This is a genomic window from Xanthomonas sp. DAR 80977 (assembly GCF_041240605.1).
In the GTDB taxonomy this organism is placed as follows: Bacteria; Pseudomonadota; Gammaproteobacteria; order Xanthomonadales; family Xanthomonadaceae; genus Xanthomonas_A; species Xanthomonas_A bundabergensis.
This window is the reverse complement of record NZ_CP162487.1, coordinates 1,731,902-1,755,069: the sequence shown is the minus strand read 5'-3', so window position 1 is coordinate 1,755,069 and position 23,168 is coordinate 1,731,902. Positions and strand designations below refer to the sequence as shown.

The window sequence follows — 23,168 nt, the reverse complement described above, 5'->3', positions numbered from 1 at the left end:
GAAAAAACCGATGCAGGAGGCTTTTTCCGCGTCTTTTTGCGATTTACCTATTGGCGCGGCGTAGCACATGCCCTACATTTCGCCATGCCGACGGGGTCGGCGCGACCCAACCACCTATCGTTTACGGAATCAGGACATCATGGCAAAGACCGCGAAAAAGGCTGCCCCGAAAAAGGCAGCGAAGAAAGTAGCCACCAAGACCGCCGCCAAGCCGGCCGCTCCCAAGCCGATCAAGGAAGCACTGAGCAAGTCGGCGCTCGTCGCCCACATCGTCGAAGCCAGCGGCGTCGTCGCCAAGGACGTGCGTTCGGTCCTCGCCTCGCTCGAGCACGCCGTGGCCGGCTCGGTCAGCAAGAAGGGCGCCGGTTCGTTCACCCTGCCGGGCCTGCTCAAGATCACCGCCGTCAGCGTGCCGGCCAAGCCGAAGCGCAAGGGCATCAACCCGTTCACCAAGGAAGAGCAGTGGTTCGCCGCCAAGCCGGCCACCACCAAGCTGAAGGTGCGCCCGCTGAAGAAGCTCAAGGACGCCGCGCTCTGAGCAGCGACGCCTGATCCAGGCAAGCACACCCGACGAGACGGCCCACGCCGTCTCGTTTTTTTTGCGCGCTCGCCGCCGCCTGCGGCCGGATTGACAGGCCGCTAAGGCGAGGCCCGCTATACCTGTGCCTCCACTCGACAGGAATGCGTGCATGAAGCTACAGGGCTTTCTCGACCAACTGCTGCAATCGGCGCAGGGCGCCGCCGGACAGGCCATGGCCAAGACCGGCACGCCCGCCTCCGCGGGATCCTCCGCCAAGAGCGGCGGCCTCGGCGGCATGCTCAACGCCGACTTCGGCAAGGGCGCCCTGAGCGGCGGCGCGCTCGGCCTGCTGCTGGGCAAGAACCGCACCACGCGCAAGCTGGCGACCTACGGCGGCCTGGCCGCGCTCGGGGTCATGGCCTACCGCGCCTACGGCGACTACAAGCGCCAGCAGCTCGGTGCCGCCGCGCCGGAGGAACCGCAGACCCTGGATCGCTTGCCGCCGCTGGAAGTGGAACAGCACAGCCAGGCCATCCTGCGCGCGCTGGTCGCCGCGGCCAAGGCCGACGGCCATATCGACGCCCGCGAACGCGAGCTGATCGAAGGCGAATTCACCCGCCTCGACGGCGACGCCGACGTGCAACGCTGGCTGCACGCGGAACTGGAGAAGCCGCTGGACCCGGCCGAAGTGGCGAAGGCCGCGACCACGCCGGAAATCGCCTCGGAGATGTACCTGGCCAGCCTGCTCGCCGCCGACGAGCAGAGCTTCATGGAACGCAGCTACCTGGACGAACTGGCGCGCCAGCTCGGCATCGACGACGCATTGAAGCAGCACCTGCAGCAGCAGGCCGCGGCACACGGCAACTAGCCGCAGATGACCGCGCCAGCCTCGCCCGCGCGGCGGCTGCGCCGTTGGATGCTGCGCGTGGCGCTGCTGGCCAGCACCGGCCTGGCGCTGGCGTGGGCCTGGCAGCAGCCGTGGGCGCTGCGTGCGCGGGTCGGCTGGGAACTGGCGCGGCAACCGCCGCCGACCGCGTTGCGCATGCCGGTGCAGGGCGTGGACCCGCGCCGCGTCGCCGCCACCTTCGGCGCGCCGCGCGGGCGCGATCGCCAGCACGCCGGCGTGGACATCTTCGCCAAACGCGGCACGCCGGTGCTGTCGGCGACCCGCGGCATCGTCGTCGCGGTCGCCGACCGCGGCCTCGGCGGCCGCCAGGTCTGGGTCATGGGTCCGGCCCGGCAACGCCATTACTACGCGCATCTGCAGGACTGGGCGCCCGGCCTGCAGGTCGGCGACCTGGTCGAGGCCGGCGACCCGCTGGGCGAAGTCGGCGACAGCGGCAATGCCCGCGGCACGCCGCCGCACCTGCACTACGGGGTCTACGCCGAAGGCGGCGCCTACGATCCGCTGCCGCTGCTGCGCGCGGCGCGCTGAACGGAACAGAGCGTCGCGGCCACCCCTATCGTGGTCGCGGCGCACGGAGCCTATCTTGGGATCACCCACTTGCCGTGCGCACGCCCATGACCGCCACCCAACGCTACCGCATCACCGTCACGCCGATCGAGGCCGACGGGCTGCAATGCCAAGGCCGCTGCACCATCGAATTCGAGGCCCGCTGCCGGCAGGACTGGATGCGCCTGCTCGAAGCCGCGCAGCGCCATCCCGGCCTGCGTGGCGACGAACGCGCCGCGCTGACCATCGGCACGCAGCTGCTGCGCGGGCTCAGCGAGCGCAGCGACAGCGAGGCGCAGGCGCTGCTGGCGCCGCTGCGTCCGTCGCTGGATGCGATCCTGGCGCGGCTGGCGCCGCCAGCCGCGTGAGCCGATCGGCCCCCGCATGCGTGGGCGGATCGCCACCACCGCCCTTTTCCGCTAATCGCGCATTCACCCGCTGCGGTTATGTTGACCCCCTGACTCCGCCAAGGCATCACTCCTCATGAAGCTCCGCCTGCCGACCTTGCGCGCCGCCGCGCTGCTGCTTCTCGCTGCCGCATCCCAACTGCAGGCCGAGCCGACGATCCAGGGCAGGCAGGTCAGCGTCGGCGCCGCCGACGTGCAGCACTACCTGGACGGCAGCTTCCCGCAGACGCACAAGGCGCTCGGCGGCCTGGTCAAGATGACCATCCGCGATCCCAAGCTGTCGCTGCCGCCGGGCGACCGCCTGAAGATGCAGTTCGACCTGAGCATGGCCACCGGCGGTGGCGCACCGACGCCGCTGGGCACGGTGCTGCTGACCAGCGGCTTGCGCTACGAACAGCAGACCCAGGGCTTCCACCTGCAATCGCCGACCATCGACGACTTCCGCCCGGCCGCCAACGGCGGCAAGCTCGACGCCAACACCCGCGAGCTGCTCAATGCCTGGCTGGGCGACTACGCGCGCAAGGAACCGATCTACAAGCTGGATCCGGCGCTGGCCGCGGTGATGGGCAACGTGCAGATCGAATCGGCGGCGGTGGAGAACGGCAAGCTTGTGGTGCATTTCAATCAGGACATCGGCCAGCTGGTGCCGGCCGGCGCGCTGTCGGGGCAGTGAGGCTGCGCCGCTGCAGGTGATGCGGTGACGCTGCGCCCCGCGGACCGGTGCGGAGAAGGAGCTTGAGCATCGGCCTCGGTGCGAGTCGCAAGGCGTCTTCGCCGCGACGATCGACAGGGAGCGCTGCCGGAACCGAATCGGTAGCGGACGGCGTCTGGCTTCGGATGCCGTCCGTCGCGGCTGAAGCCGCTCCTACAGGGAATGCGGCCAGCCGACTGGGTGCACCGTAGGAACGGCTTCAGCCGCGACACGTTGCTCGACTCGATCGATTCTCGGCTCGAGCGACCCGACTGTTCATTCCCGGTCGGGGGCTGAAGCCCCTCCTACATAAAAGCGGCGGCCCGCAGGCCGCCGTCTATCGTTGCGGACGCTGGCGCCGGCTCAGCCCAGCGCCTTGGCCACCGCCGCGGCGAAGGCCGGGATGTCGTCCGGCTTGCGACTGGTGATGAGATTGCCGTCCACCACCACTTCCGCGTCCTGCCAGCGTCCGCCGGCATTGCTCAGGTCGGTCTTCACCGACGGCCACGACGTCACCTGCCTGTCGCGGACCAGGCCGCTCTCGGCCAGCAGCCAGGGGCCGTGGCAGATCGCCGCGACCGGCTTGCCGGCGCTGGCAAAGGACTGGATGAAGCGGATCGCGGAAGCCTCGGTGCGCAGGTTGTCCGGATTGATCACCCCGCCGGGCAGCACCAGCGCGTCGTAGTCGCCGGCATCGGCCTGCGCCAGGCGCTTGTCGACCGGCACGCTGTCGCCCCAGTCCTTCTTGCTCCAGCCGCGGATGCTGGCGCCGTCGCCGGGCGCGATCACATCGACCTGCGCGCCCCACGATTCCAGCAGGCGCTTGGGTTCCTGCAGTTCGGACTGCTCGAAGCCGTCGGTGGCCAGGACCGCGACGTGCTTGCCGGCCAGGGAAGGTGCTGCGCTCATGGGAAACTCCTCTACAGGGGGAGCCTCACCGTAGGAGCGCCGCGGTTGCCGCCTCGTGAACCGGGCGTCTAGGCGACGTGCATAGGCCCGCTCAGCGCTTGGGCTGCAGCATGGTGCCGGTGCAGTTCTTCGACCCGCAGCGGCATTCCCAGATCTTCTTCAGCCGCGGCGTATGCCGTTCGCCCAGGGTGATGCCGTAGTTGTAGGTCAGCTCCTCGCCCGGCTTGATCGCGCGCAGCGCCTCGATCACCACCTTGTCCTGGCGCCGGTCGTCGCCCTCGGCCTCGATGATCACCGCCTCGCAGTTCGGCGCGCAGCTGTGGTTGATCCAGCGCGCGTCGTTGCCTTCGTAGTTGGCGTCGATGACGTAGTCGTCGCTGAGCGTGAACAGGAAGGTGTGCCCGGTCTCGACGTCGCCGGCCTCGTCGCGGTCCACTTCGGCATGGGTGCGGCGGCGGCCCTTGTACTCGATGACCCGCTCGCCTTTCTTGAGCGGCAGCACGGCGAACACGCCGTTGCCATGGATACGGGACTTGCGGGCGGCGATCTTGCGGGGCATGCGGCGGTCCGGAACGGGAAAGCGGTGATTCTGGCGCACATCGGCGGCGATCCCAAGCCCCGCGGATCGCGCCAGGCCGCGGCGCCGGGGCCGCTGGCGGCGCCGATCGCCGCGATAGGGAAAAACATGAACACGCGGCTTGGACGCCGGCGGCGTAAAAGCGTACAATTTCGGTCCGCATTGAAATCCGGCTGTTGTCCCCATGCTCCGCGTCACCAAGCTGACCGATTACGCCACCGTCGTGCTGACCGTGCTTGCCGCGCGTCCCGGCGAGGTGCTGAGCGCGACCGAACTGGCCGAGCAGTCCGGGCTGGAGCCGCCCACGGTCAGCAAGCTGCTCAAGCCGCTGGCCCAGGCCGGGCTGGTCGAAGGCCTGCGCGGCGTGCACGGCGGCTACCGGCTGGCGCGCCCGGCCGACGCGATCAGCCTGATCCAGATCGTCGAGGCGATGGAAGGCCCGCTGGCGATCACCGAATGCAGCCACCACGAAAGCCAGTGCAGCATCGCCCAGAAATGCGGCGTGCGTTCCAACTGGCGGCTGATCAACGACGTGGTCGCCGATGCGCTGCGCGGCGTGACCCTGGCGCAGATGCTGCACCCGCTTCCCTCTTCCGGCGAAACCAAACGGCGCCCGATCGCCGTGCGTTTCGCGACCACCTGACCTGTAGGCAGCCCCCATGGCCACCGAAAACGCTGAAATCCTGGAACGGCTGGGACGTCGCTACGACGCCGGCTTCATTACCGACATCGAATCCGATTCGTTCCTGCCCGGCTTGAACGAAGACGTCGTGCGCGCCCTGTCCGTGAAGAAGGACGAGCCGGAGTGGATGACCGAATGGCGCCTGGCCGCCTACCGGCACTGGCTGAAGATGCCGATGCCGCACTGGGCCAAGCTGCAGATCGCGCCGATCGATTTCCAGGCGCTGAGCTACTACTCCGCGCCGAAGGGCCCCAAGTACGCCTCGCTGGACGACGTGCCGAAGGAACTGCTGGACACCTACGACAAGCTCGGCGTGCCGCTGCACGAGCGCGCCAAGCTGGCCGGCGTGGCGGTGGACGCGGTGTTCGACTCGGTCTCGGTCGGCACCACCTTCCGCAAGGAACTGGCCGAGAAGGGCGTGATCTTCTGCTCGATGTCCGAGGCGATCAAGGAGCATCCGGAGATCGTCAAGCAGTACCTGGGCAGCGTGGTGCCGGTCGGCGACAACTACTTCGCCGCGCTCAACTCGGCGGTGTTCTCCGACGGCAGCTTCGTGTTCATCCCCAAGGGCGTGCGCTGCCCGATGGAGCTGAGCACCTATTTCCGCATCAACGCCGGCCATACCGGCCAGTTCGAGCGCACCTTGATCGTGTGCGAGGACAAGGCCTACGTGTCCTACCTGGAAGGCTGCACCGCGCCGATGCGCGACGAGAACCAGCTGCATGCGGCGGTGGTCGAGCTGGTCGCGCTGGAAGACGCGGAGATCAAGTATTCGACCGTGCAGAACTGGTACCCGGGCGACGAGAACGGCGTCGGCGGCATCTACAACTTCGTGACCAAGCGCGGCGAGTGCCGCGGCGCGCGCAGCAAGATCACCTGGACCCAGGTCGAGACCGGCTCGGCGATCACCTGGAAGTACCCCTCGTGCGTGCTGATCGGCGACGACTCGGTCGGCGAGTTCCACTCGGTGGCGCTGACCCACCACCGCCAGCAGGCCGATACCGGCACCAAGATGATCCACATCGGCAAGCGCACCAAGAGCAAGATCGTCAGCAAGGGCATCAGCGCCGGGCGCGGCCAGAACACCTACCGCGGCCTGGTCAAGGTGGAGCGCAGCGCCGAGGGCGCGCGCAACTACACCCAGTGCGATTCGCTGCTGATCGGCAAGCAGTGCGGCGCGCACACCTTCCCGTACATCGAGGTCAAGCACCCCACCGCCACGGTCGAGCACGAGGCCACCACCTCCAAGATCAGCGACGACCAGCTGTTCTACTGTCGCGCCCGCGGCATCGACCAGGAGAACGCGGTGTCGATGATCGTCGACGGCTTCTGCAAGCAGGTGTTCCGCGAACTGCCGATGGAGTTCGCGGTGGAAGCCAAGAAGCTGCTGGAAGTGTCGCTGGAAGGCTCGGTGGGCTGACGCCCACCGGGCAGGGAATCGGGAATGGAGAATCGGGAATCGGTTCTCTTCCCGATTCTCCCGCACTGCGGCCCCCCTGCTTTTCCCCTATTCCCCATTCTCGATTTCCAATTCCCATGCTCAACATCGAAAACCTCCACGCTTCCGTCGCCGGCAAGCACATCCTCAAGGGTCTGTCGCTGCAGGTGCAGCCCGGCCAGGTGCACGCCATCATGGGCCCCAACGGCGCCGGCAAGTCCACCCTGGGCAACATCCTCGCCGGCCGCGACGGCTACGAGGTGACCCAGGGCAGCGTGCGCTTCGAGGAGCGCGACCTGCTCGAACTGGAACCGGAGGAGCGCGCCGCCGCCGGCCTGTTCCTGGCCTTCCAGTACCCGGTGGAGATCCCCGGGGTCAACAACACCTACTTCCTGCGCGCCGCGCTCAACGCGCAGCGCAAGGCGCGCGGGCAGGACGAACTGGATTCGATGCAGTTCCTGAAGCTGGTGCGGCAGAAGCTCGCCGTGCTGCACCTGAAGGACGAACTGCTGCACCGCGGCGTCAACGAGGGCTTCTCCGGCGGCGAGAAGAAGCGCAACGAGATCTTCCAGCTGGCGGTGCTGGAGCCGAAGCTGGCGATCCTCGACGAGACCGACAGCGGCCTGGACATCGACGCGCTGAAGACCGTCGCCGAAGGCGTCAACGCGCTGCGCTCGCCCGAGCGCGCGTTCCTGGTCATCACCCACTACCAGCGCCTGCTCGACTACATCAAGCCGGACGTGGTGCACGTGCTGGCCGACGGCCGCATCGTGCAGAGCGGCGGCCCGGAACTGGCGCTGGAACTGGAAGCGCACGGCTACGCATGGTTGAAGGACCGTGTGGCGCCGGAGGCGGCGGTCCGATGAGCGCCCTGCTCGACTCCCTGGCCGCCGCCTTCCACGGCGACGGCGCGCGCCGCGCACCGCTGGAGCAGGCGCTGCGCGACGGCCTGCCCGGCCCGCGCAGCGAGGCGTGGAAGTACACCTCGCTGCGCGCGCTGGAGCGGCGCAGCTTCAGTCCCGCACCGGCCGCGGCGCCGGCCGTGGATGCGGCCATCGTCGACGGCATTCCCGCGCCGCGGCTGGCGTTCGTCAACGGCCGCGCCAGCGAGGCGCTGTCCGACCTGGCCGGCCTGCCGGCCGGCGTCGAACTGCAGCGCCTGTCCACGATCCTGCGCAGCGGCGACGACGCGATGCGCTTCCTCGGCCGCCGCTTCGAGCGCAGCGACGAGGTGTTCGCCCAGCTCAATGCCGCGCTGGCCGACGAAGGCAGCGTGCTGCGCGTGGATGCCGGCGTGCAGGTCGCGGTGCCGCTGCACCTGGTGTTCGTCTCCACCGCCGGCGCCGGCGACCATGCCTGGCACCACCGGCATCTGGTCGAACTGCGCCAGGACGCGTCGCTGTCGCTGGTCGAGCATCACCTGCACCTGGGCGACGCCGCGCACCTGAGCAACACCCTGGCGCACGTGCACCTGGCCGCCGGCGCGCAGCTGGCGCACGCGCGGGTGCAGGCGGACGCGTCCGGCGTCACCGCGCTGCTGCGCACCGATGCGGTGCTGGCACGCGACGCGCAGTACCGGCGCATCGACCTGGAACTGGGCGGCGCGCTGTCGCGGCACGAGCTCAACGTGCGCCTGGAAGGCGACAACGCGCGGCTGGTCGCCAACGGCGTGCTGCTCGGCAACGGCCGCCGCCAGATCGACACCCGCCTGGGCATCGAGCACATCGCCCGCGACACCGCCTGCGAACTGCTGTGGCGCGGCGTGGCCGCGGCGCGCAGCCGGGTGGTGTTCCATGGCGGCATCCACATCCGCCAGGGCGCCGACGGCAGCGATGCCAACCTGTCGAACAAGAACCTGCTGCTGTCCGCCGATGCCGAGATCGACACCCAGCCGGTGCTGGTGATCGACGCCGACGAAGTCAAGGCCGCGCACGGCGCCACGGTCGGCCAGCTCGACGCCAATGCGCTGTTCTACCTGCGTTCGCGCGGGCTGCCGCGCGAGCGCGCGCAACAGTTGCTGACCGCCGCGTTCTGCCGCGAACCGCTGCGCGTGCTGGATGCACCGCTGGCCGAGTTCCTGGTCGCGCGCCTGGACCAGGCGCTGGCCGCCGCGGGCGTGGCATGAGCAGCGTGGCCCCGCACAAGACGGCGCCGGACCAGGCCCCGGACTGGGACAAGGTGCGCAGCGACTTCCCGCTGCTGATGCGGCAGGTGCACGGCAAGCCGCTGATCTATTTCGACAACGCCAACACCGGGCAGAAGCCGCTGCAGGTGATCGCGGCGCTGGACGAGTTCTACCGGCGCTACAACGCCAACGTCAGCCGCGCGGTGCACGCGCTCGGCACCGAGGCCACCGACGCCTACGAGGGCGCGCGCGGCAAGCTGGCGCGCTTCCTCAACGTGCGCGCCGACGAACTGGTGCTGTGCAGCGGCACCACCTTCGCGATCAACCTGGTGGCCTATTCGTGGGCGCTGCCGCGGCTCAAGGCCGGCGACAGCATCCTGGTGTCGCGGATGGAGCACCACGCCAACATCGTGCCGTGGCAGCTGGTCGCGCAGCGCACCGGCGCCACCATCAAGGTCGCCGAGATCACCGCCGACGGCGCACTGGACCTGGACGCGCTGCGCAAGGCGATGACGCCGGACGTGAAGCTGCTGGCGCTGACCCACGTCTCCAACGTGCTGGGCACGGTCAATCCGGTGCGCGAGATCTGCCGTGAGGCGCGCAAGCGCGGCATCGTCAGCGTCATCGACGGCTCGCAGGCGGCGCCGCACCGCGCCCTGGACGTGGCCGCGATCGGCTGCGACTTCTACGCCATCACCGGGCACAAGATGTGCGGCCCCACCGGCACCGGGGCGCTGTGGGCGCGGCGCGAGCACCTGCAGGCGATGCCGCCGTTCATCGGCGGCGGCGAGATGATCAAGGAAGTCAGCTTCGACGGCACCGTGTTCAACGATCCGCCGCACAAGTTCGAGGCCGGCACCCCGAACATCGCCGGCTTCGTCGGCCTGGGCGCGGCGGTGGACTACCTGACCGCCCTGGGCCTGGAGCACGTGGAAGCGCGCGAGGCCGAGCTGCTGGCGCACTTCACCGAGGAACTGCAGCGGATCGACGGGCTGCGCATCTTCGGCACCGCGCCGGGCAAGGCCGCGGTGGTGTCGTTCCTGGTCGAAGGCGCGCACGCCCACGACCTGGCCACGCTGCTGGACCTGGAAGGCGTGGCGATCCGCTCCGGGCAGCACTGCGCGCATCCGCTGCTGCAGTTCTACGGCGTCGCCGCCACCTGCCGCGCCTCGCTGGCGTTCTACAACACCCACGCCGAGATCGAGCGCTTCGTGGCGGCGTTGCTGAAGGTGCGCAAGCTGTTGGGCTGATGCGAGCGGGGATTGGGCATTCGGGAGTGGGGATTGGCAAAAGCACCGCCTTGGCGAATCCCCACTCCCCACTCCCGAATCCCGGCCGCCAGGCTTAAAATCGGCCCATGCACACCATCACCTTCCGCACCGCCACCGTCGACGATCTCGACGCCATCGCCGCCCTGGTCACCTCGGCCTATCGCGGCGACAGCAGCCGCGTCGGCTGGACCACCGAGGCCGACCTGCTCGACGGCAACCGCATCGATCGCGAGGTATTGCGCGCCGACATCCTGCGCCCGCGCAGCCTGGTGCTGCTGGCCGAGCGCGACGGCGCGCTGATCGCCTGCGCGCACATCGCCGACGACGATGGCGCCGGCTACTTCGGCATGTTCTCGGTGCAGCCGCAGGCGCAGGGCGGCGGCCTGGGCAAGACCGTGCTGGCCGAGGCCGAGCGCATCGCCTGGCAGGAATGGCGGTTGCCGGTGATGCAGATGACGGTGATCGACGTGCGCGACGAGCTGATCGCGTTCTACGAGCGCCGCGGCTACCGCCGCACCGGGATCAAGAAGCCCTTCCCCTACGGCGACGCGCGCTTCGGCACGCCCAAGCGCGGCGACCTGCGCTTCGAACTGCTGGAGAAGCCGCTGGGCGGCGCCGCATGAGCGAGACCTGGACCTTCGTCTGCGCCGACGGCGCGCTGCTGCCGGGCGAAACCGCCACGGTGTGGGACGAGGTCACCGCCACGCCGATCGTGGTGTTCAATCTCGACGGCACCTTCTACGCGCTGGAAGACCGCTGCAGCCACGAGGACTACGAACTGTCCCCCGGCACCTTCGATGCCGCCGAAGGCAGCATCGAATGCGTGCTGCACGGCGCCCGCTTCGACATCCGCGACGGCCGCCCATTGTGCGCGCCGGCCTACAGTCCGGTCGCCAAATTCCCGGTGAAGTCCGAACACGGCGGACTCTGGACCCGCGACGACCGCGATTGAGCGCGCCGCCTTCGTTGCAAATAAATCCTTTATTTTTCAAAAATATATAGCGAAAGATGGTCTCTGTCGGCGCCCCCTGGCAAGCACTGCCGCGTGCCGTCGTGTAACGCAATGTAACGAAAGATATTGCAAATAATTCGCATTTGCGCGGAAATAGGCGTGATGACCGCGTTAAGCGGCCAGCGGCAGCCAGTCATCTGGCCACCCTCCGACCATCGCACGCGGTCTGCCCTTCCCGGGCATGGCCCGGTGCGCTGCGGACTGCCCTTTCCATCCTGCATAGCCGAATCGTCCATGACCTCCCCGATCAAGAGCCGCAAGCACGCCGTTTCCCGCCAGGTGTCCGCGCAGACCCTCACCGCCGCCGCGCTGCTCAGCGGCCTGAGCCTGCTGTCCTCCCCCGCGCTCGCCGCCGATGCCGATGCCACCGCCGTCGACCAGCCCACCACCCTGGGCAAGGTCGACGTGGAAGCGCAGCGCGCCAAGCGCTACCTGGTGGAGGCGCCGGCCTCGCCCAAGTTCACCCAGCCGCTGATCGACACCCCGCAGACGATCAACGTGATCAGCAAGGACCTGTTCACCGAGCAGGGCGCCACCACGCTCACCGAGGCGCTGCGCAACAGCCCGGGCGTGGGCACCTTCTACGTCGGCGAGAACGGCAACACCACCACCGGCGATGCGATCTACATGCGCGGCTTCGACAGCTCCAGCAGCATCTTCGTCGACGGCGTGCGCGACCTGGGCTCGATCTCGCGCGACGTGTTCAACATCGAGCAGATCGAGGTCGAGAAGGGCCCGGCCGGCACCGACAACGGCCGCAGCGCGCCGACCGGCGCGATCAACCTGGTGACCAAGCAGGCGACCCTGACCGACGCGGTCAGCGGCGCGCTGTCCGGCGGCAGCGACGACCAGCGCCGCCTCACCGCGGACTGGAACCAGACGCTGGGCGCAAGCAGCGCGCTGCGGGTCAACGTCATGGGCCAGGACAGCGACGCGCTCGGCCGCGACCACGTCAACAACAAGCGCTGGGGCCTGGCCTCCTCGCTGGTCTTCGGCCTCGGCAGCGACACCCGCTACTACCTCGACCTGCTGTACGTGAAGCAGGACAACGTGCCCGACGGCGGCGTGGCGACAATCGGCCTGCCCGGCTACACCTCGCCCGATCCGGCGCGTCCGTGGCTGAGCGCGGCCCCGCGCGTGGACAGCGAGAACTTCTACGGCACCCGCTACGACCACGACGACGTGACCGCGAAGATGGCGACGTTCCGCTTCGAGCACGACTTCTCCGACACGGTCAAGCTGACCAACACCGCGCGCTGGGGCCGCAACGAACAGGACTACCTGCTGTTCGCGTTCATGCCCAACACCGCCAACCTGCGCACGCCGAACCCGGCCGACACCTCGACCTGGACGGTGGCGCGCAGCCTGCCCACCTTCAAGGACCAGCAATACACGATCGTCACCGACCAGCTGAACCTGCGCGTGGACTTCGCCACCGGCGCGGTGCAGCACAACCTCAGCACCGGCGTGGAAGCCGCGCGCGAGGAACTGCTCAGCTGGGGCCACAACATCGTCGACCGCGCCGCCTGGCTGGCCGCCAACCCGGCCAACCTGTACGACCCGGACTGGAACACCACGCCGCTGGTCACCGCGCGCAACGGCGCGCACAGCAAGGGCACCACCACCACGTTCTCGGCCTACGCCTTCGACACGCTGAAGTTCGGCGACAGCTTCCTGGTCACCGCCGGCGTGCGCGCCGACCACTACAAGACCGACTTCGACAGCCTGACCTGCACCACCGCCACCTCCACCGCCGTGCCCTGCACCACCGCGGTCGGCGTGGACGCGGACATCTCCGATACGCTGTTCAGCTGGAAGCTCGGCGCGGTCTACAAGGCGGCCGAGAACGTCAGCCTGTACGCCAACTACGCGATCTCGCAGCAGCCTCCGGGCGGCAGCGCGCTGGAACTGAGCGCGTCGGCCAACAACGCCAACAATCCCCGCTTCGACCCGCAGAAGGCCAAGACCGCCGAAGTCGGCACCAAGTGGAACTTCCTGGGCGAGGACCTGTTCGTGACCATGGCGCTGTTCCGCACCGACGTCAGCAACGAGATCGCGCAGGGCAGCGACGGGCTCTACTACCAGACCGGCGAGAAGCAGGTGCAGGGCGTGGAGCTGTCGGCGGTCGGCAAGCTCAGCGACAACTGGTCGATCTCCACCGGCTACACCAAGCTGGACGCGCAGGTGAAGGAAGGCGCCAAGGTGTCGCAGGATGGCAGCATGGACCTGGCCTACACGCCGGACAGCGCGTTCACCGTGTGGACCACCTACACCCTGCCGTTCGGCCTGACCGTCGGCGGCGGCGCCCGCTACTCCGGCGAAATGAAGCGCGGCACCGACGGCGCGGTCGGCACGCCGGCGCTGGTGAAGTCGTATACCGTATGGGACGCGGTCGTGACCTACCCGATCAACGACCACTTCGACCTGCGCCTGAACGTGTACAACGTGTTCGACAAGGACTACGTCGCGGCCATCAACAAGAGCGGCTTCCGCTACACGCCCGGCGCGCCGCGCTCGGCGATGCTGACGGCCGAAATCAAGTTCTGACCGCGGCTTCGCCCACCGACGCGCGGCGGCCGCCTTCCACCTGAAGGCGGCCGCTGCCGGAGCGCTCCATGCTGCTGCACATCCCCGACATCCTCAGCGCCGACGAAGTCGCGCGCTTCCGCCAGGCGCTAGCCGGCGCCGACTGGACCGACGGCCGCGAGACGGTCGGCGCGCAGGGCGCGCAGGTCAAGCGCAACCGGCAACTGCCCGATGCCTCGCCGCTCAAGCACGAACTCGGCCAGGCGGTGCTCAATGCGCTGGCGTGCAGCCCGCTGTATTTCGCCGCGGCGCTGCCGCTGCGCACGATCCCGCCGCGCTTCAACCGCTACGAAGGCGGCGGCGAGTACGGCTTCCACGTCGACGGCTCGGTGATGACCCTCGCCGCCAGCGCCACGCAGCCGGCGCTGACCCTGCGCACCGACCTGTCCTGCACCTTGTTCCTGTCCGCGCCGGAGGAGTACGACGGCGGCGAACTGGTCATCAGCGACACCTACGGCGAGCACGAGGTGAAGCTGCCGGCCGGCGACCTGATCCTATATCCGTCCAGCAGCCTGCACCGCGTGCTGCCGGTGACCCGCGGCGCGCGCCTGGCCTCGTTCTTCTGGGTGCAGAGCCTGGTGCGCGACGCCAGCCGCCGGCAATTGCTGTTCGAGCTGGACACCTCGATCCAGGCGCTGACCGCGGCCAAGGCCGACGCCGCGGCGCTGCTGCGGCTGAGCAACGTCTACCACAACCTGCTGCGCGACTGGTCCGAGACCTGACCCGGGCGGTCAACGCCGGGGGCGGCGCTGCGTTGACGGTGTGGCCCCCCGGCATTGCCCGGCCACGCACGCGGCAGCCGCATCGCCGCAATTGCGAATAATTCTCATCTATGTAGAATGCATCGCCCCACCCACTCGACTGCCGCGTTGTCCGACTCCTCCTCTCCCGATCTGGCCACGGCGCAGCAGCGCCGCGGTTTCTGGCTGCGCACGCTGCACCAGTGGCACTGGATCAGCTCGGCGCTGTGCCTGATCGGCATGCTGGTGTTCGCCGGCACCGGGCTCACCCTCAACCACGCCGCGCGCATCGAGGCCAAGCCGCAGGTGCTCAACCGCACTGCGCAGTTGCCGGCGCCGCTGCTGCAGCGGCTCGGCGGCCATGCCGATGGCGATGCGCCGCTGCCGCGGCCGGTGGCGGCCTGGCTGGAGCGCGAACTGGCGCTGAGCCTGGGCCGGCGAGCGGCCGAATGGTCGGCCGACGAGGTGTACCTGGCGCTGCCCGGCCCCGGCAGCGATGCCTGGCTGAGCATCGACCGCGGCAGCGGCGCGGTCGAGTACGAACGCACCGACCGCGGCTGGATCTCCTACTTCAACGACCTGCACAAGGGCCGCAACACCGGTCCGGCCTGGGGCTGGTTCATCGACCTGTTCGCGGTGGCCTGCCTGGTGTTCTGCATCACCGGCCTGTTCCTGCTGCAACTGCATGCGCGGCAGCGGCGCATGACCTGGCCGCTGGTCGGCCTGGGCCTACTGATCCCGCTGCTGATCGCGCTGCTGCTGATCCACTGACCCGATCCACCGACCTTCCGACCCACCTCTTTCACCACATGGAGCCTCGCATGCGCGTCACCCTGACCATCGCCCTGAGCGGCCTGCTGACGATGCCCGCGTATGCGGCCACGCTGGAACTGGACGTGGAGATTCCCAAGCTCAACGTCGCCGAATACCACCGTCCCTACGTCGCGATCTGGGTGGAAGGCGCCGACCAGCAGGTCGCGCGCAACCTGGCGGTCTGGTACCAGTCCAAGGACACCGCCGAAGGCCACGGCACCAAGTGGCTGCCGGACCTGCGCCAGTGGTGGCGACGCAGCGGCCGCACCCTGCAGATGCCGGTGGACGGGGTCAGCGGCCCGACCCGCCCGGCCGGCAAGCACGCGCTGGCGTTCACCGACGCGCAGCAGCTCAAGGGCCTGGCGCCGGGCCAGTACACGCTGGTGGTCGAGGCCGCGCGCGAGGTCGGCGGCCGCGAGTTGCTGAAGATCCCGTTCGCCTGGCCGGCCAAGGCCGGCGAGATCGGCAGCGCGCAGGGCGGCAGCGAACTGGGCGCGGTGCGCCTGAGCGCCAAGCCGTGAGCGATCCCGCGCAGTTCCCTTTCGTCGCAAGGAGCAATCCCATGAAGCGTTCCCTCGTGCTGGCGCTGGCCGTCGCCGCGGTCCTGCCGTTCTCCGCCCTCGCCCACAAGGCCTGGCTGCAACCCTCGCAGACCGTGATCGCCGGCGAGCGGCCGTGGATCACCGTCGATGCGGCGGTGTCCAACGACCTGTTCTACTTCAACCACGTGCCGCTGCGCCTGGACACCCTGGCCATCACCGCGCCCGACGGCAGCGCGGTGCAGCCGCAGAACCCGGCCACCGGCAAGTACCGCAGCGTGTTCGACGTGGAACTGGCGCAGACCGGCACCTACCGCCTGGCCCTGGTCAACGACGGCCTGTTCGCCAACTGGAACGAGAACGGCCAGCGCAAGCGCTGGCGCGGCAACGCCGCCAGCTTCGCCAGCGAGGTGCCGAAGGACGCCAAGGATCTGCAGGTGTCGCAATCGCTGGGCCGGGTGGAAACCTTCGTCACCAACGGCGCGCCCAACCAGACCGCGCTCAAGCCCAGCGGCAAGGGCCTGGAGCTGGTGCCGGTGACCCATCCCAACGACCTGTTCGCCGGCGAGAAGGCCACCTTCAAGCTGCAGATCGACGGCAAGCCGGCACCGGGGCTGGAAGTGGAGATCGTGCGCGGCGGCACCCGCTACCGCAACGCGCAGGACGAACTGAAGCTCACCACCGACGCGCAGGGCAGCTTCAGCGTGACCTGGCCGGAAGCGGGCATGTACTGGCTGGAGACCACCAGCGAGGACGCCAAGACCTCGCTGCCGCAGGCCAAGCAGCGCCGGCTCAGCTACGTGGCGACGCTGGAAGTGCTGCCGCAGTGAATGCGGTAGCGCCCCTGCCCTGCGCATGGCGGTACGTGGCGGCATGAACACGCCGCGCGCGCCCCAGGCCGACACCGAGACCGAGATCGCCACGCTCGGCGGGCAGAGCATGGGCACCACCTGGAGCGCGAAGCTGGTGCTGCGCCGCCGCCGCGACCTGCATCCGCTGCACGCGGCGATCCAGGCGCAGTTGGACCGGGTGGTTGCGCAGATGAGCACCTGGCAAGCGGACTCGGACATCAGCCGCTACAACCGCGCCACCGCCGGCAGCGTGCACGTGTTGCCCGCGGCGTTCGCCGAGGTGCTGCGCTGCGCGGTGGAGATCGCCCGGCGCAGCGACGGCGCGTTCGACCCCAGCATCGGCGCGGTGCTGGGGCTGTGGGGCTTCGGCGCCGACGCCGGGCGCCAGCACGTGCCCGATGCGGATGCGTTGCGCCAGGCGCGCGCCGCCGGCGACTGGCGGCAGTTGGTCGTGGATGAAGCCGATGGCCGCTTGCGCCAGCCCGGCGGGCTGCGCCTGGACCTGTCGGCGATCGCCAAGGGCTACGGCGTGGACCTGGCGGTGCGCGAGCTGCGGGCGCAGGGCGTGGCCAGCGCGCTGGTCGAGGTCGGCGGCGAACTCTACGGCTACGGCCGCAAGCCCGACGGGCAGCCGTGGCGGGTGCTGGTCGAGTCGGCGCCGGACGAGGACGCGCAGGCGCCGACGCCGCCGCGGGTGCTGGCGCTGGACGGCCACGCGGTCGCCACCTCCGGCGATCGCTGGCACCGCTTCGAGCAGGACGGCCAGCGCTACAGCCATACCCTGGATCCGCGCAGCGGCATGCCGATCGCGGCGACGCTGGCGGCGGTCAGCGTGGTCGCCGCAGATGCGATGCAGGCCGATGCCTGGGCCACCGCGCTGAGCGTGCTCGGCGCCGACGCCGGCCTGGCCTGCGCCGAACGCGAACGGCTGGCCGCACGCTTCCTGCTGCGCGACGGCGAGCGCGTGCAGGAGCGGCTCAGCAGCGCCTTCGCCACCTTGCTCGACGCATGAGCCGGCCGCGGTCCCCACGCGACTGGAACCGCGTCGGCCACGTGGCGACGTTCGCGCTGCTGGGCGCGATCGGCTACGCGCTGCTGCGGCTGCACCCGCACCCCTGGTGGAGCGGCATGCCGTCGCGGCAGCGCATCGTCTGCGCGGCGCTGGCGACGGCGGCATACGCGGCGGCCTGCCTGTGGCTGTGGTGGCGCGGCCGCCGCGGCGTGCAGCGCGGCGGCAGGCAGGCCGACGCGCCGCTGCTGCTGGCCTGGGCCAGCCAGACCGGCTTTGCCCAGCAACTGGCGCTGCGCAGCGCGGCGGCATTGCGCGCGGCCGGCCAGGCGGTGCGCGTGTTGCCGCTGCAGAAGGTCGGCGCGGCCGAGCTGGCCGGCGCCAGCCAGGCGCTGTTCGTGGTCAGCACCACCGGCGAAGGCGACCCGCCCGATCACGCGCTGCCGTTCCTGCGCCAGACGATGGCGCAGCCACACGCGCTGCCGCAGCTGCGCTACGCGGTGCTGGCGCTGGGCGATCGCGGCTACGACCACTTCTGCGCGTTCGGCCGCCAGCTCGACGCCTGGCTGCGCCAGCACGGCGCGCATCCGCTGTTCGACCGCATCGACGTGGACAACGCCGACGCCGACGCGCTGCGCCACTGGCAGCAATTGCTCGGGCAACTGGCCGGCGCCAGCGAGCAACCCGACTGGAGCCCGCCGGCCTACCAGCGCTGGCAGCTGCAGCAGCGGCGCCTGTGCAATCCCGGCAGCGTCGGCGGCGCGGTGTTCGAGCTGGCGCTGCTGCCCGCCGACGACGCACTGCCTGCGTGGCAGGCCGGCGACCTGGCCGAGATCGGCCCCTGCCATGGCGAGGCCGCGGTGCAGGCCTGGCTGCAGGCCAGCGGCATCGACGGCACGGCGACGCTGCAACGCCCCGGACACGCGCCGACCACGCTGGCCGCATTGCTGGCGCGCAGCCACCTGCCTGAGCCGGACCAGGCCGCCGGCACCGCGCCTGCGGCGCTGGCCGCGCGCCTGCAGCCGTTGCCGCACCGCGAATACTCGATCGCCTCGATGCCCAGCGACGGCACATTGCGCCTGTTGCTGCGCCGCGTCCTGCGCGCCGACGGCACGCCCGGCCTGGGCAGCGGCTGGCTGTGCGACGACGCGCCGATCGGCGCAGAGATCGCCCTGCGGCTGCGCCCGAATCCGAACTTCCACCCGCCAGCCGATCCGGCGCGGCCGCTGATCCTGATCGGCAACGGCACCGGCATCGCCGGGCTGCGCGCGCACCTGCGCGCGCGCATCGACGCCGGCGCGACCCGCACCTGGCTGCTGTACGGCGAACGCCATGCCGCGCACGACGACCACTACGGCGACGAGCTGCGCGCCTGGCTGGCGGACGGCGCAGTGCAGCGGCTGGATGCGGTGTTCTCGCGCGACGCCGGCGCGCACCGCTACGTGCAGGACGCCCTGCGCGCGGCCGCGCCGGAGCTGCGTGACTGGGTCGCGCAAGGCGCGGCGATCTACGTCTGCGGCAGCCTGCGCGGCATGGCCCCCGGCGTGGACGCGGTGCTCGAAGAGGTGCTGGGGCGGCTGGGCAAGGAAACCCTGTTGCTGGAAGGACGCTACCGGCGCGACGTGTACTGAGCCCGTGTCGCCACGACGCCGCCACGCGGCGCCTTGCCCACGACCTTGCCATGCGCATCCGCAACGCGACGTCGCGGATGCCCGTCGCTGCCGGAAGCGATCGGCCGTGCAAGACCGACGCTCCCGTCATTGGCACGGCCTGCAGCGCTTGCTCGATCCGGTGACAGGCACAGGACGCGCAGAGCGAGATCGCGTGGTCGAGCCAGCGCTCCCGGCGGGTTCTGTCGGGACGGCCTGCCGCGACTGATGACGCCAGGCCACCCTGAGTCGCTCCCACGCTCTTGTCGGCACCACGTCATGCGTCCCGCGCAGGCCCTGCCGGCGACACGCACGATGCGCAGACTGCACGCGGCGTCATGCAGAGGATCCTGAGGCCGCGGTGGCGCCAGGCGACGCATGCTCACCGCAGCATCGGCGGAAAACGCAGCGAACGGTCCGCCGCGAAGGCGGACCGTCGCGGTCAGGCGGCGACGGAGAACGAGGTCGACGCGCTGACGCCGCTGGCGAAGCTGCGGTATTGGTTCGACGCCAGTTGCGCCAGCAGGGCGTAGGCATCCTGCGCGCTGCTGGAACTGGAATCCGAACTGGCGCTGGAACTGCCGGTAGCGGCACTGGCGCTGGCCGCGTCGCTGCCCTCGGCACCGCGCGGCGGCGGCGGCCCCATCGGACGCGTGCCGTCCTTGAGTTCCTGCAGGCTGATCGCCCCGTCCTGGTCGCTGTCGAGCGTGGCGAACAGGTCGCTGCTGTCGCTGTCCTTGCTCGCGGCGCTCAACTCGTCGCTGCTGATGGTGCCGTCGCCATCGGTATCCAGGCTGTTGAGCAGCGATTCGGCGTCCACCTTGTCGCCACCGCCATCGCCACGCGGCGGCGGCGGCTGCAAGGCCTGGGCGAACTCGCTTTCGCTGACGGTGCCGCCGCCATCCTGGTCGAGCAGGCCGAGCAAGCCGTCGATATCGATGCTGGAATCGGTGTCGCTGTCGCTCGACTTCAGCGCAGTGCTCAGCTCCGAACTGCTGAGGCTGCCGTCGCCGTCGCTGTCGATGCTCTTGAACAATTGCTGGAGCGGATTCTGCTTTTCGGCCTGCGTCGTCTGCGCTGCCGCACTGCTGGCCGTGCTGGTGCGGCTGACGGCATAGGCCGAACTGCCACTGCTGATGCTGCTGATCATGCTGACCCCCTGTGGTCACGAAATGCAGGCGTGGAATGCAGCCATCGCTGCGGTCATGGCTGCGCCGACGCGGCAACCCGACGCATGCAGTGTCGATGCAGGGTTTGTCAGCCAGATATCGGCTTTGTATCGATCCTGAAACACGCGACACGAATCACATGGCAGCGGCTGCCGACGATGCGGCGCGCAGCGGCGCGAGGCATTCGCTTGTCGAACGCGCGCCGCGCGCGCGGACAGGCACTGCCATGGCGCCGGCCGCATGGGCGCGGCCATGAGCGCTGCACCGCAAGCGGTGCCGACAGACGATGCGGCCGGGCGATGCACCGCGTGCAGGCCCGGCTATACCGACATCGAAGCCGTCAGCCACGCGGCACGGGATCAGCGTGCGGCGGGCATTCCCAGCTTATGCGGCTCGAACAGATAGCCCTTGCCGCGCACGGTGCGGATCCATTGCGGCACCAGCGGATCGTCGCCCAGCTTCTGCCGCAGCCGCGACACCTGCAGGTCGATGCCGCGCCCGCCCTGCGGCACGCTGCCGTCGCTGTCGCCGATCGCCGCGCGCAGGTCCTCGCGGCTGAGCACGTTGCCCGGCTGCTCGAGGAACACCGCCATCAGCCGCAGCTCGCTGGGCGACAGCGGGATCGCGCGGCCGTCCGGCGTCACCGCCTGGTGCCGATAGGCATCGACCTGCCAGGCGCCGTCCTGCGGCGGCGTCGGCGCCGGCGCTGCGCGGGTACGCCGCAAGACCGCGTTGAGCCGCGCCACCAGTTCGCGCAAGTCCAGCGGCCGGCTCAGGTAGTCGTCCGCGCCCAGGTCCAGGCCGATCACGCGATCCACCGGCTCGGCCTGGTCGGCCATCATCACGATCGCGATGCCGCCACGGTCGCGCAGTTGCCGGCACAGGTTCAGCCCTTCGCCGCCGCCGAGGCCGGCATTGAGCAGCACCGCGTCGTAGCGATCGGCCGCCAGTTGCGCATACAGCTGCGCGCCGTTTTCGGCGTCGTGCGCCTGCAAGTTGAAACGGGCCAGATAATCGCGAATCCGGTCGCGCAAGGCCGCGTCGTCGTCCACCACCACTACTTTCGCCAACCACCTGCTGTTATCCGAGGCCACCTGTTCGTTCCGGTCCACGGCTCCGGGATAGCCGCGTTCGCGCATTGGACGCGGTCGGCGGCAACGCTGCAAGCGCCGTGCGCGCGGCGCCTGCGGCTCAGTCGGCGGGCGCCGGCAGCGGCTCGATGCGGATCGCCAGCAGCTCGCCGCCACCGCTCAAAGCGAAGCGCTGCCTGGCGTTGGCGCTCAGCCAGGCGCTGTCGCCGGCGGCCAGCGGCGGCAATCCGCAGTCCGCATCGAACCGCGCCTGCCCTGCCAGAAGATGAACGACCCAATGGATTCCGGGTTCGGCGAAGAACAGCATCGGCCCGACCAGCGGCCGGTGCAGCAGTTGGGTGGCCAGCCGGTCGCGGCGCCACATCAGGTTGAAGTCGTGGGTCGGGCCGTCGAGCAATTCGCCGCGCAGCGGCCGCTCGCCGGCGAAGCGCAGCCGCGCGTACGGCGGCTCCAGCAGGTGCTCGGCGCCGTCGTCGAAGCGCAGGCGCAGGCCGGCGCCGCGCAGCAGCACCAGTTCCCGGTCGATGCCGGGGAAGCTGGAAAAGGCCGCGTCCTGCTCGATCTCGGCGATCGACAGGCGCAGCAGCCAGTCGTCGCTGCCGGGCTGCGGCAGGCGCAGGATCTCCCGGGTCCAGCCCAGTCCGTTGCGCCAGCGCTCGCGGCGATAGTCGTTGGCGGGGATCACCCGCGAAGGCATGTTGCACCAGTCCATCGGCGCATTCTGCACGATCGGCCGGCATCGGACGCACCGCTGCCGGCCGGCGTCCGCCTGCCGCGGCCCGCAGCGGCGATCGGCGCCGGCAGCGCGCCATTCGTCGGCCTTGAGAGAATCGCAGTTCGCCAGCGGGCGCGTGCGACACGGCGTCGCGGCAGCTAGGCGGCGCCGGCAGGCGACGATGGCAGGCCGACGTCGCCGGGCAACCAGAAAGGGCAATAGGGCCGGGCAACCGCCCAGGACAGCCGACACAAAACCATCGCCCATAAAAAACGTCGCCCGGCTGCACGTCACTGTGCAACACCGGGCGACGATGTACGTCCATGTCGGCTTCCTGCCTCCCCCCTGGGCATCCTGCTCAGTGAGGTCGCGACCGCGCGTCCTGCGCCAGCCGTATCTGTCCTTTCAAATCCCTTTAATGCCGTAAATCCCTTTACCTCTCAAATCCCTTTAACGCCTTTCCACCGGCTTGGCGGCAGCCGTCCTGGCTGCCGTCGGCGTGGTCGCCTTCGTGGCTCCCACTTCGATCCGGTCGTGGTTCCGTTCGACCGTCTTGAGTCCGATTCCCTTCACCAGCGCCAGGTCCTCGACGCTTTTGAAGGGCCCGTGTGCCTGTCGGTAGTCGACGATCGCCTGTGCCTTGGAGGCACCCACGTTCAGCAACACCCGGTCGATTTCCGCTGCGCTAGCGGAGTTGACGTTGACCTTGTCCGCGGCAAGCGCGGAACCGGTCAGCAGCAACGCCAGGACCAGAGACTTCAGGACCACGATAAAAGACTGCATGGCAACACTCCTTGTGACTTGGATGGGGACGTCACCGGCCTCTCCTGCCGGTGTCGAAAGCATCCCTCGCCACATGGGTACAGCCTATCGCCAACGCCCTTTCCAAACAGCAGGTAAACGGCGCGTCAACGTGTAGGA

At 69.6% G+C, this 23,168-nt stretch carries 25 protein-coding genes; 19 read left to right on the top strand and 6 right to left on the bottom strand.

What is annotated here, in order from left to right; all coding sequences use genetic code 11:
- Positions 1-139: 139 nt before the first annotated feature.
- The 5 genes from AB3X10_RS07410 to AB3X10_RS07390 all read left to right on the top strand — a co-directional run bounded on the left by AB3X10_RS07410 (position 140) and on the right by AB3X10_RS07390 (position 3,053).
- Positions 140-538, top strand: a complete 399-nt coding sequence (locus AB3X10_RS07410) for an HU family DNA-binding protein (RefSeq protein ID WP_369980354.1) — start codon at positions 140-142, stop codon at positions 536-538.
- A gap of 151 nt (positions 539-689) precedes the next feature.
- On the top strand, positions 690-1,388 hold the full coding sequence (locus tag AB3X10_RS07405) for a tellurite resistance TerB family protein (RefSeq protein WP_369980352.1): 699 nt from the start codon (positions 690-692) through the stop codon (positions 1,386-1,388).
- A gap of 6 nt (positions 1,389-1,394) precedes the next feature.
- Positions 1,395-1,955 carry a M23 family metallopeptidase gene (locus AB3X10_RS07400; RefSeq protein ID WP_369980350.1) on the top strand — a complete coding sequence of 187 codons (561 nt, stop codon included), beginning with the start codon at positions 1,395-1,397 and terminating at the stop codon, positions 1,953-1,955.
- A gap of 86 nt (positions 1,956-2,041) precedes the next feature.
- Complete coding sequence (locus AB3X10_RS07395) at positions 2,042-2,341, top strand: DUF3861 family protein (RefSeq protein ID WP_369980349.1); 300 nt, start codon at positions 2,042-2,044, stop codon at positions 2,339-2,341.
- 115 nt (positions 2,342-2,456) lie between these two features.
- On the top strand, positions 2,457-3,053 hold the full coding sequence (locus AB3X10_RS07390) for a DUF1439 domain-containing protein (protein WP_369980348.1): 597 nt from the start codon (positions 2,457-2,459) through the stop codon (positions 3,051-3,053).
- Positions 3,054-3,434: 381 nt separating this feature from the next.
- Here AB3X10_RS07390 and AB3X10_RS07385 read toward each other — a convergent pair whose 3' ends face one another.
- Together AB3X10_RS07385 and AB3X10_RS07380 are read right to left on the bottom strand one after the other, a co-directional pair.
- A complete protein-coding gene (locus AB3X10_RS07385; RefSeq protein ID WP_369980347.1) occupies positions 3,435-3,980 on the bottom strand; it encodes a type 1 glutamine amidotransferase domain-containing protein in 546 nt (181 codons plus the stop codon).
- A 91-nt stretch (positions 3,981-4,071) separates the two neighbouring features.
- Positions 4,072-4,539, bottom strand: a complete 468-nt coding sequence (locus AB3X10_RS07380; protein WP_184410629.1) for an SET domain-containing protein — start codon at positions 4,537-4,539, stop codon at positions 4,072-4,074.
- Between the two features lie 202 nt (positions 4,540-4,741).
- Here AB3X10_RS07380 and AB3X10_RS07375 point away from each other — a divergent pair, with 202 nt between their 5' ends.
- From AB3X10_RS07375 to AB3X10_RS07310, 14 genes are all read left to right on the top strand, one after another.
- Positions 4,742-5,200 (top strand): SUF system Fe-S cluster assembly regulator, encoded by a 459-nt coding sequence (locus AB3X10_RS07375; RefSeq protein ID WP_145701834.1) that lies wholly within the window; start codon positions 4,742-4,744, stop codon positions 5,198-5,200.
- Between the two features lie 16 nt (positions 5,201-5,216).
- Positions 5,217-6,659, top strand: coding sequence for a Fe-S cluster assembly protein SufB (gene sufB, locus AB3X10_RS07370; RefSeq protein ID WP_369980344.1), 1,443 nt, complete (start codon positions 5,217-5,219; stop codon positions 6,657-6,659).
- Between the two features lie 116 nt (positions 6,660-6,775).
- A complete protein-coding gene (gene sufC, locus AB3X10_RS07365) occupies positions 6,776-7,543 on the top strand; it encodes a Fe-S cluster assembly ATPase SufC (protein WP_369980343.1) in 768 nt (255 codons plus the stop codon).
- On the top strand, positions 7,540-8,802 hold the full coding sequence (gene sufD, locus AB3X10_RS07360; RefSeq protein ID WP_369980342.1) for a Fe-S cluster assembly protein SufD: 1,263 nt from the start codon (positions 7,540-7,542) through the stop codon (positions 8,800-8,802). The genes sufC and sufD overlap by 4 nt, the downstream gene beginning before the upstream one ends.
- Positions 8,799-10,052 carry a cysteine desulfurase gene (locus tag AB3X10_RS07355; protein ID WP_369980340.1) on the top strand — a complete coding sequence of 418 codons (1,254 nt, stop codon included), beginning with the start codon at positions 8,799-8,801 and terminating at the stop codon, positions 10,050-10,052. The genes sufD and AB3X10_RS07355 overlap by 4 nt, the downstream gene beginning before the upstream one ends.
- Positions 10,053-10,159: 107 nt before the next feature.
- Complete coding sequence (locus AB3X10_RS07350; protein WP_369980338.1) at positions 10,160-10,696, top strand: GNAT family N-acetyltransferase; 537 nt, start codon at positions 10,160-10,162, stop codon at positions 10,694-10,696.
- Entirely contained in the window at positions 10,693-11,025 is a 333-nt protein-coding gene (locus AB3X10_RS07345; protein ID WP_369980336.1) for a non-heme iron oxygenase ferredoxin subunit, read from the top strand. The genes AB3X10_RS07350 and AB3X10_RS07345 overlap by 4 nt, the downstream gene beginning before the upstream one ends.
- A gap of 294 nt (positions 11,026-11,319) precedes the next feature.
- On the top strand, positions 11,320-13,632 hold the full coding sequence (locus tag AB3X10_RS07340) for a catecholate siderophore receptor Fiu (RefSeq protein ID WP_369980335.1): 2,313 nt from the start codon (positions 11,320-11,322) through the stop codon (positions 13,630-13,632).
- A 68-nt stretch (positions 13,633-13,700) separates the two neighbouring features.
- Entirely contained in the window at positions 13,701-14,393 is a 693-nt protein-coding gene (locus tag AB3X10_RS07335) for a Fe2+-dependent dioxygenase (protein WP_369980334.1), read from the top strand.
- Positions 14,394-14,540: 147 nt separating this feature from the next.
- The gene (locus AB3X10_RS07330; protein ID WP_369980333.1) at positions 14,541-15,182 is read left to right on the top strand and encodes a PepSY-associated TM helix domain-containing protein; all 642 of its coding nucleotides are present in this window, start codon (positions 14,541-14,543) and stop codon (positions 15,180-15,182) included.
- Positions 15,183-15,232: 50 nt separating this feature from the next.
- Positions 15,233-15,745, top strand: coding sequence for a DUF2271 domain-containing protein (locus AB3X10_RS07325; RefSeq protein WP_369980331.1), 513 nt, complete (start codon positions 15,233-15,235; stop codon positions 15,743-15,745).
- Positions 15,746-15,786: 41 nt separating this feature from the next.
- Positions 15,787-16,593, top strand: a complete 807-nt coding sequence (locus tag AB3X10_RS07320) for a DUF4198 domain-containing protein (protein WP_369980330.1) — start codon at positions 15,787-15,789, stop codon at positions 16,591-16,593.
- A 43-nt stretch (positions 16,594-16,636) separates the two neighbouring features.
- On the top strand, positions 16,637-17,626 hold the full coding sequence (locus AB3X10_RS07315) for an FAD:protein FMN transferase (RefSeq protein WP_369980328.1): 990 nt from the start codon (positions 16,637-16,639) through the stop codon (positions 17,624-17,626).
- Positions 17,623-19,254 carry a flavodoxin domain-containing protein gene (locus AB3X10_RS07310; protein WP_369980326.1) on the top strand — a complete coding sequence of 544 codons (1,632 nt, stop codon included), beginning with the start codon at positions 17,623-17,625 and terminating at the stop codon, positions 19,252-19,254. Before AB3X10_RS07315 ends, AB3X10_RS07310 begins: the two co-directional genes overlap by 4 nt.
- A 460-nt stretch (positions 19,255-19,714) precedes the next feature.
- Here AB3X10_RS07310 and xopAW read toward each other — a convergent pair whose 3' ends face one another.
- The 4 genes from xopAW to AB3X10_RS07290 all read right to left on the bottom strand — a co-directional run bounded on the left by xopAW (position 19,715) and on the right by AB3X10_RS07290 (position 23,105).
- Complete coding sequence (xopAW, locus tag AB3X10_RS07305) at positions 19,715-20,422, bottom strand: XopAW family type III secretion system calcium-binding effector (protein ID WP_369980324.1); 708 nt, start codon at positions 20,420-20,422, stop codon at positions 19,715-19,717.
- Positions 20,423-20,800: 378 nt separating this feature from the next.
- Positions 20,801-21,511, bottom strand: coding sequence for a response regulator transcription factor (locus AB3X10_RS07300; RefSeq protein WP_369980322.1), 711 nt, complete (start codon positions 21,509-21,511; stop codon positions 20,801-20,803).
- Positions 21,512-21,632: 121 nt separating this feature from the next.
- Positions 21,633-22,229, bottom strand: coding sequence for a HutD family protein (locus AB3X10_RS07295; RefSeq protein WP_369981710.1), 597 nt, complete (start codon positions 22,227-22,229; stop codon positions 21,633-21,635).
- 468 nt (positions 22,230-22,697) lie between these two features.
- Complete coding sequence (locus AB3X10_RS07290) at positions 22,698-23,105, bottom strand: ComEA family DNA-binding protein (protein ID WP_369980320.1); 408 nt, start codon at positions 23,103-23,105, stop codon at positions 22,698-22,700.
- Positions 23,106-23,168 lie beyond the last annotated feature (63 nt).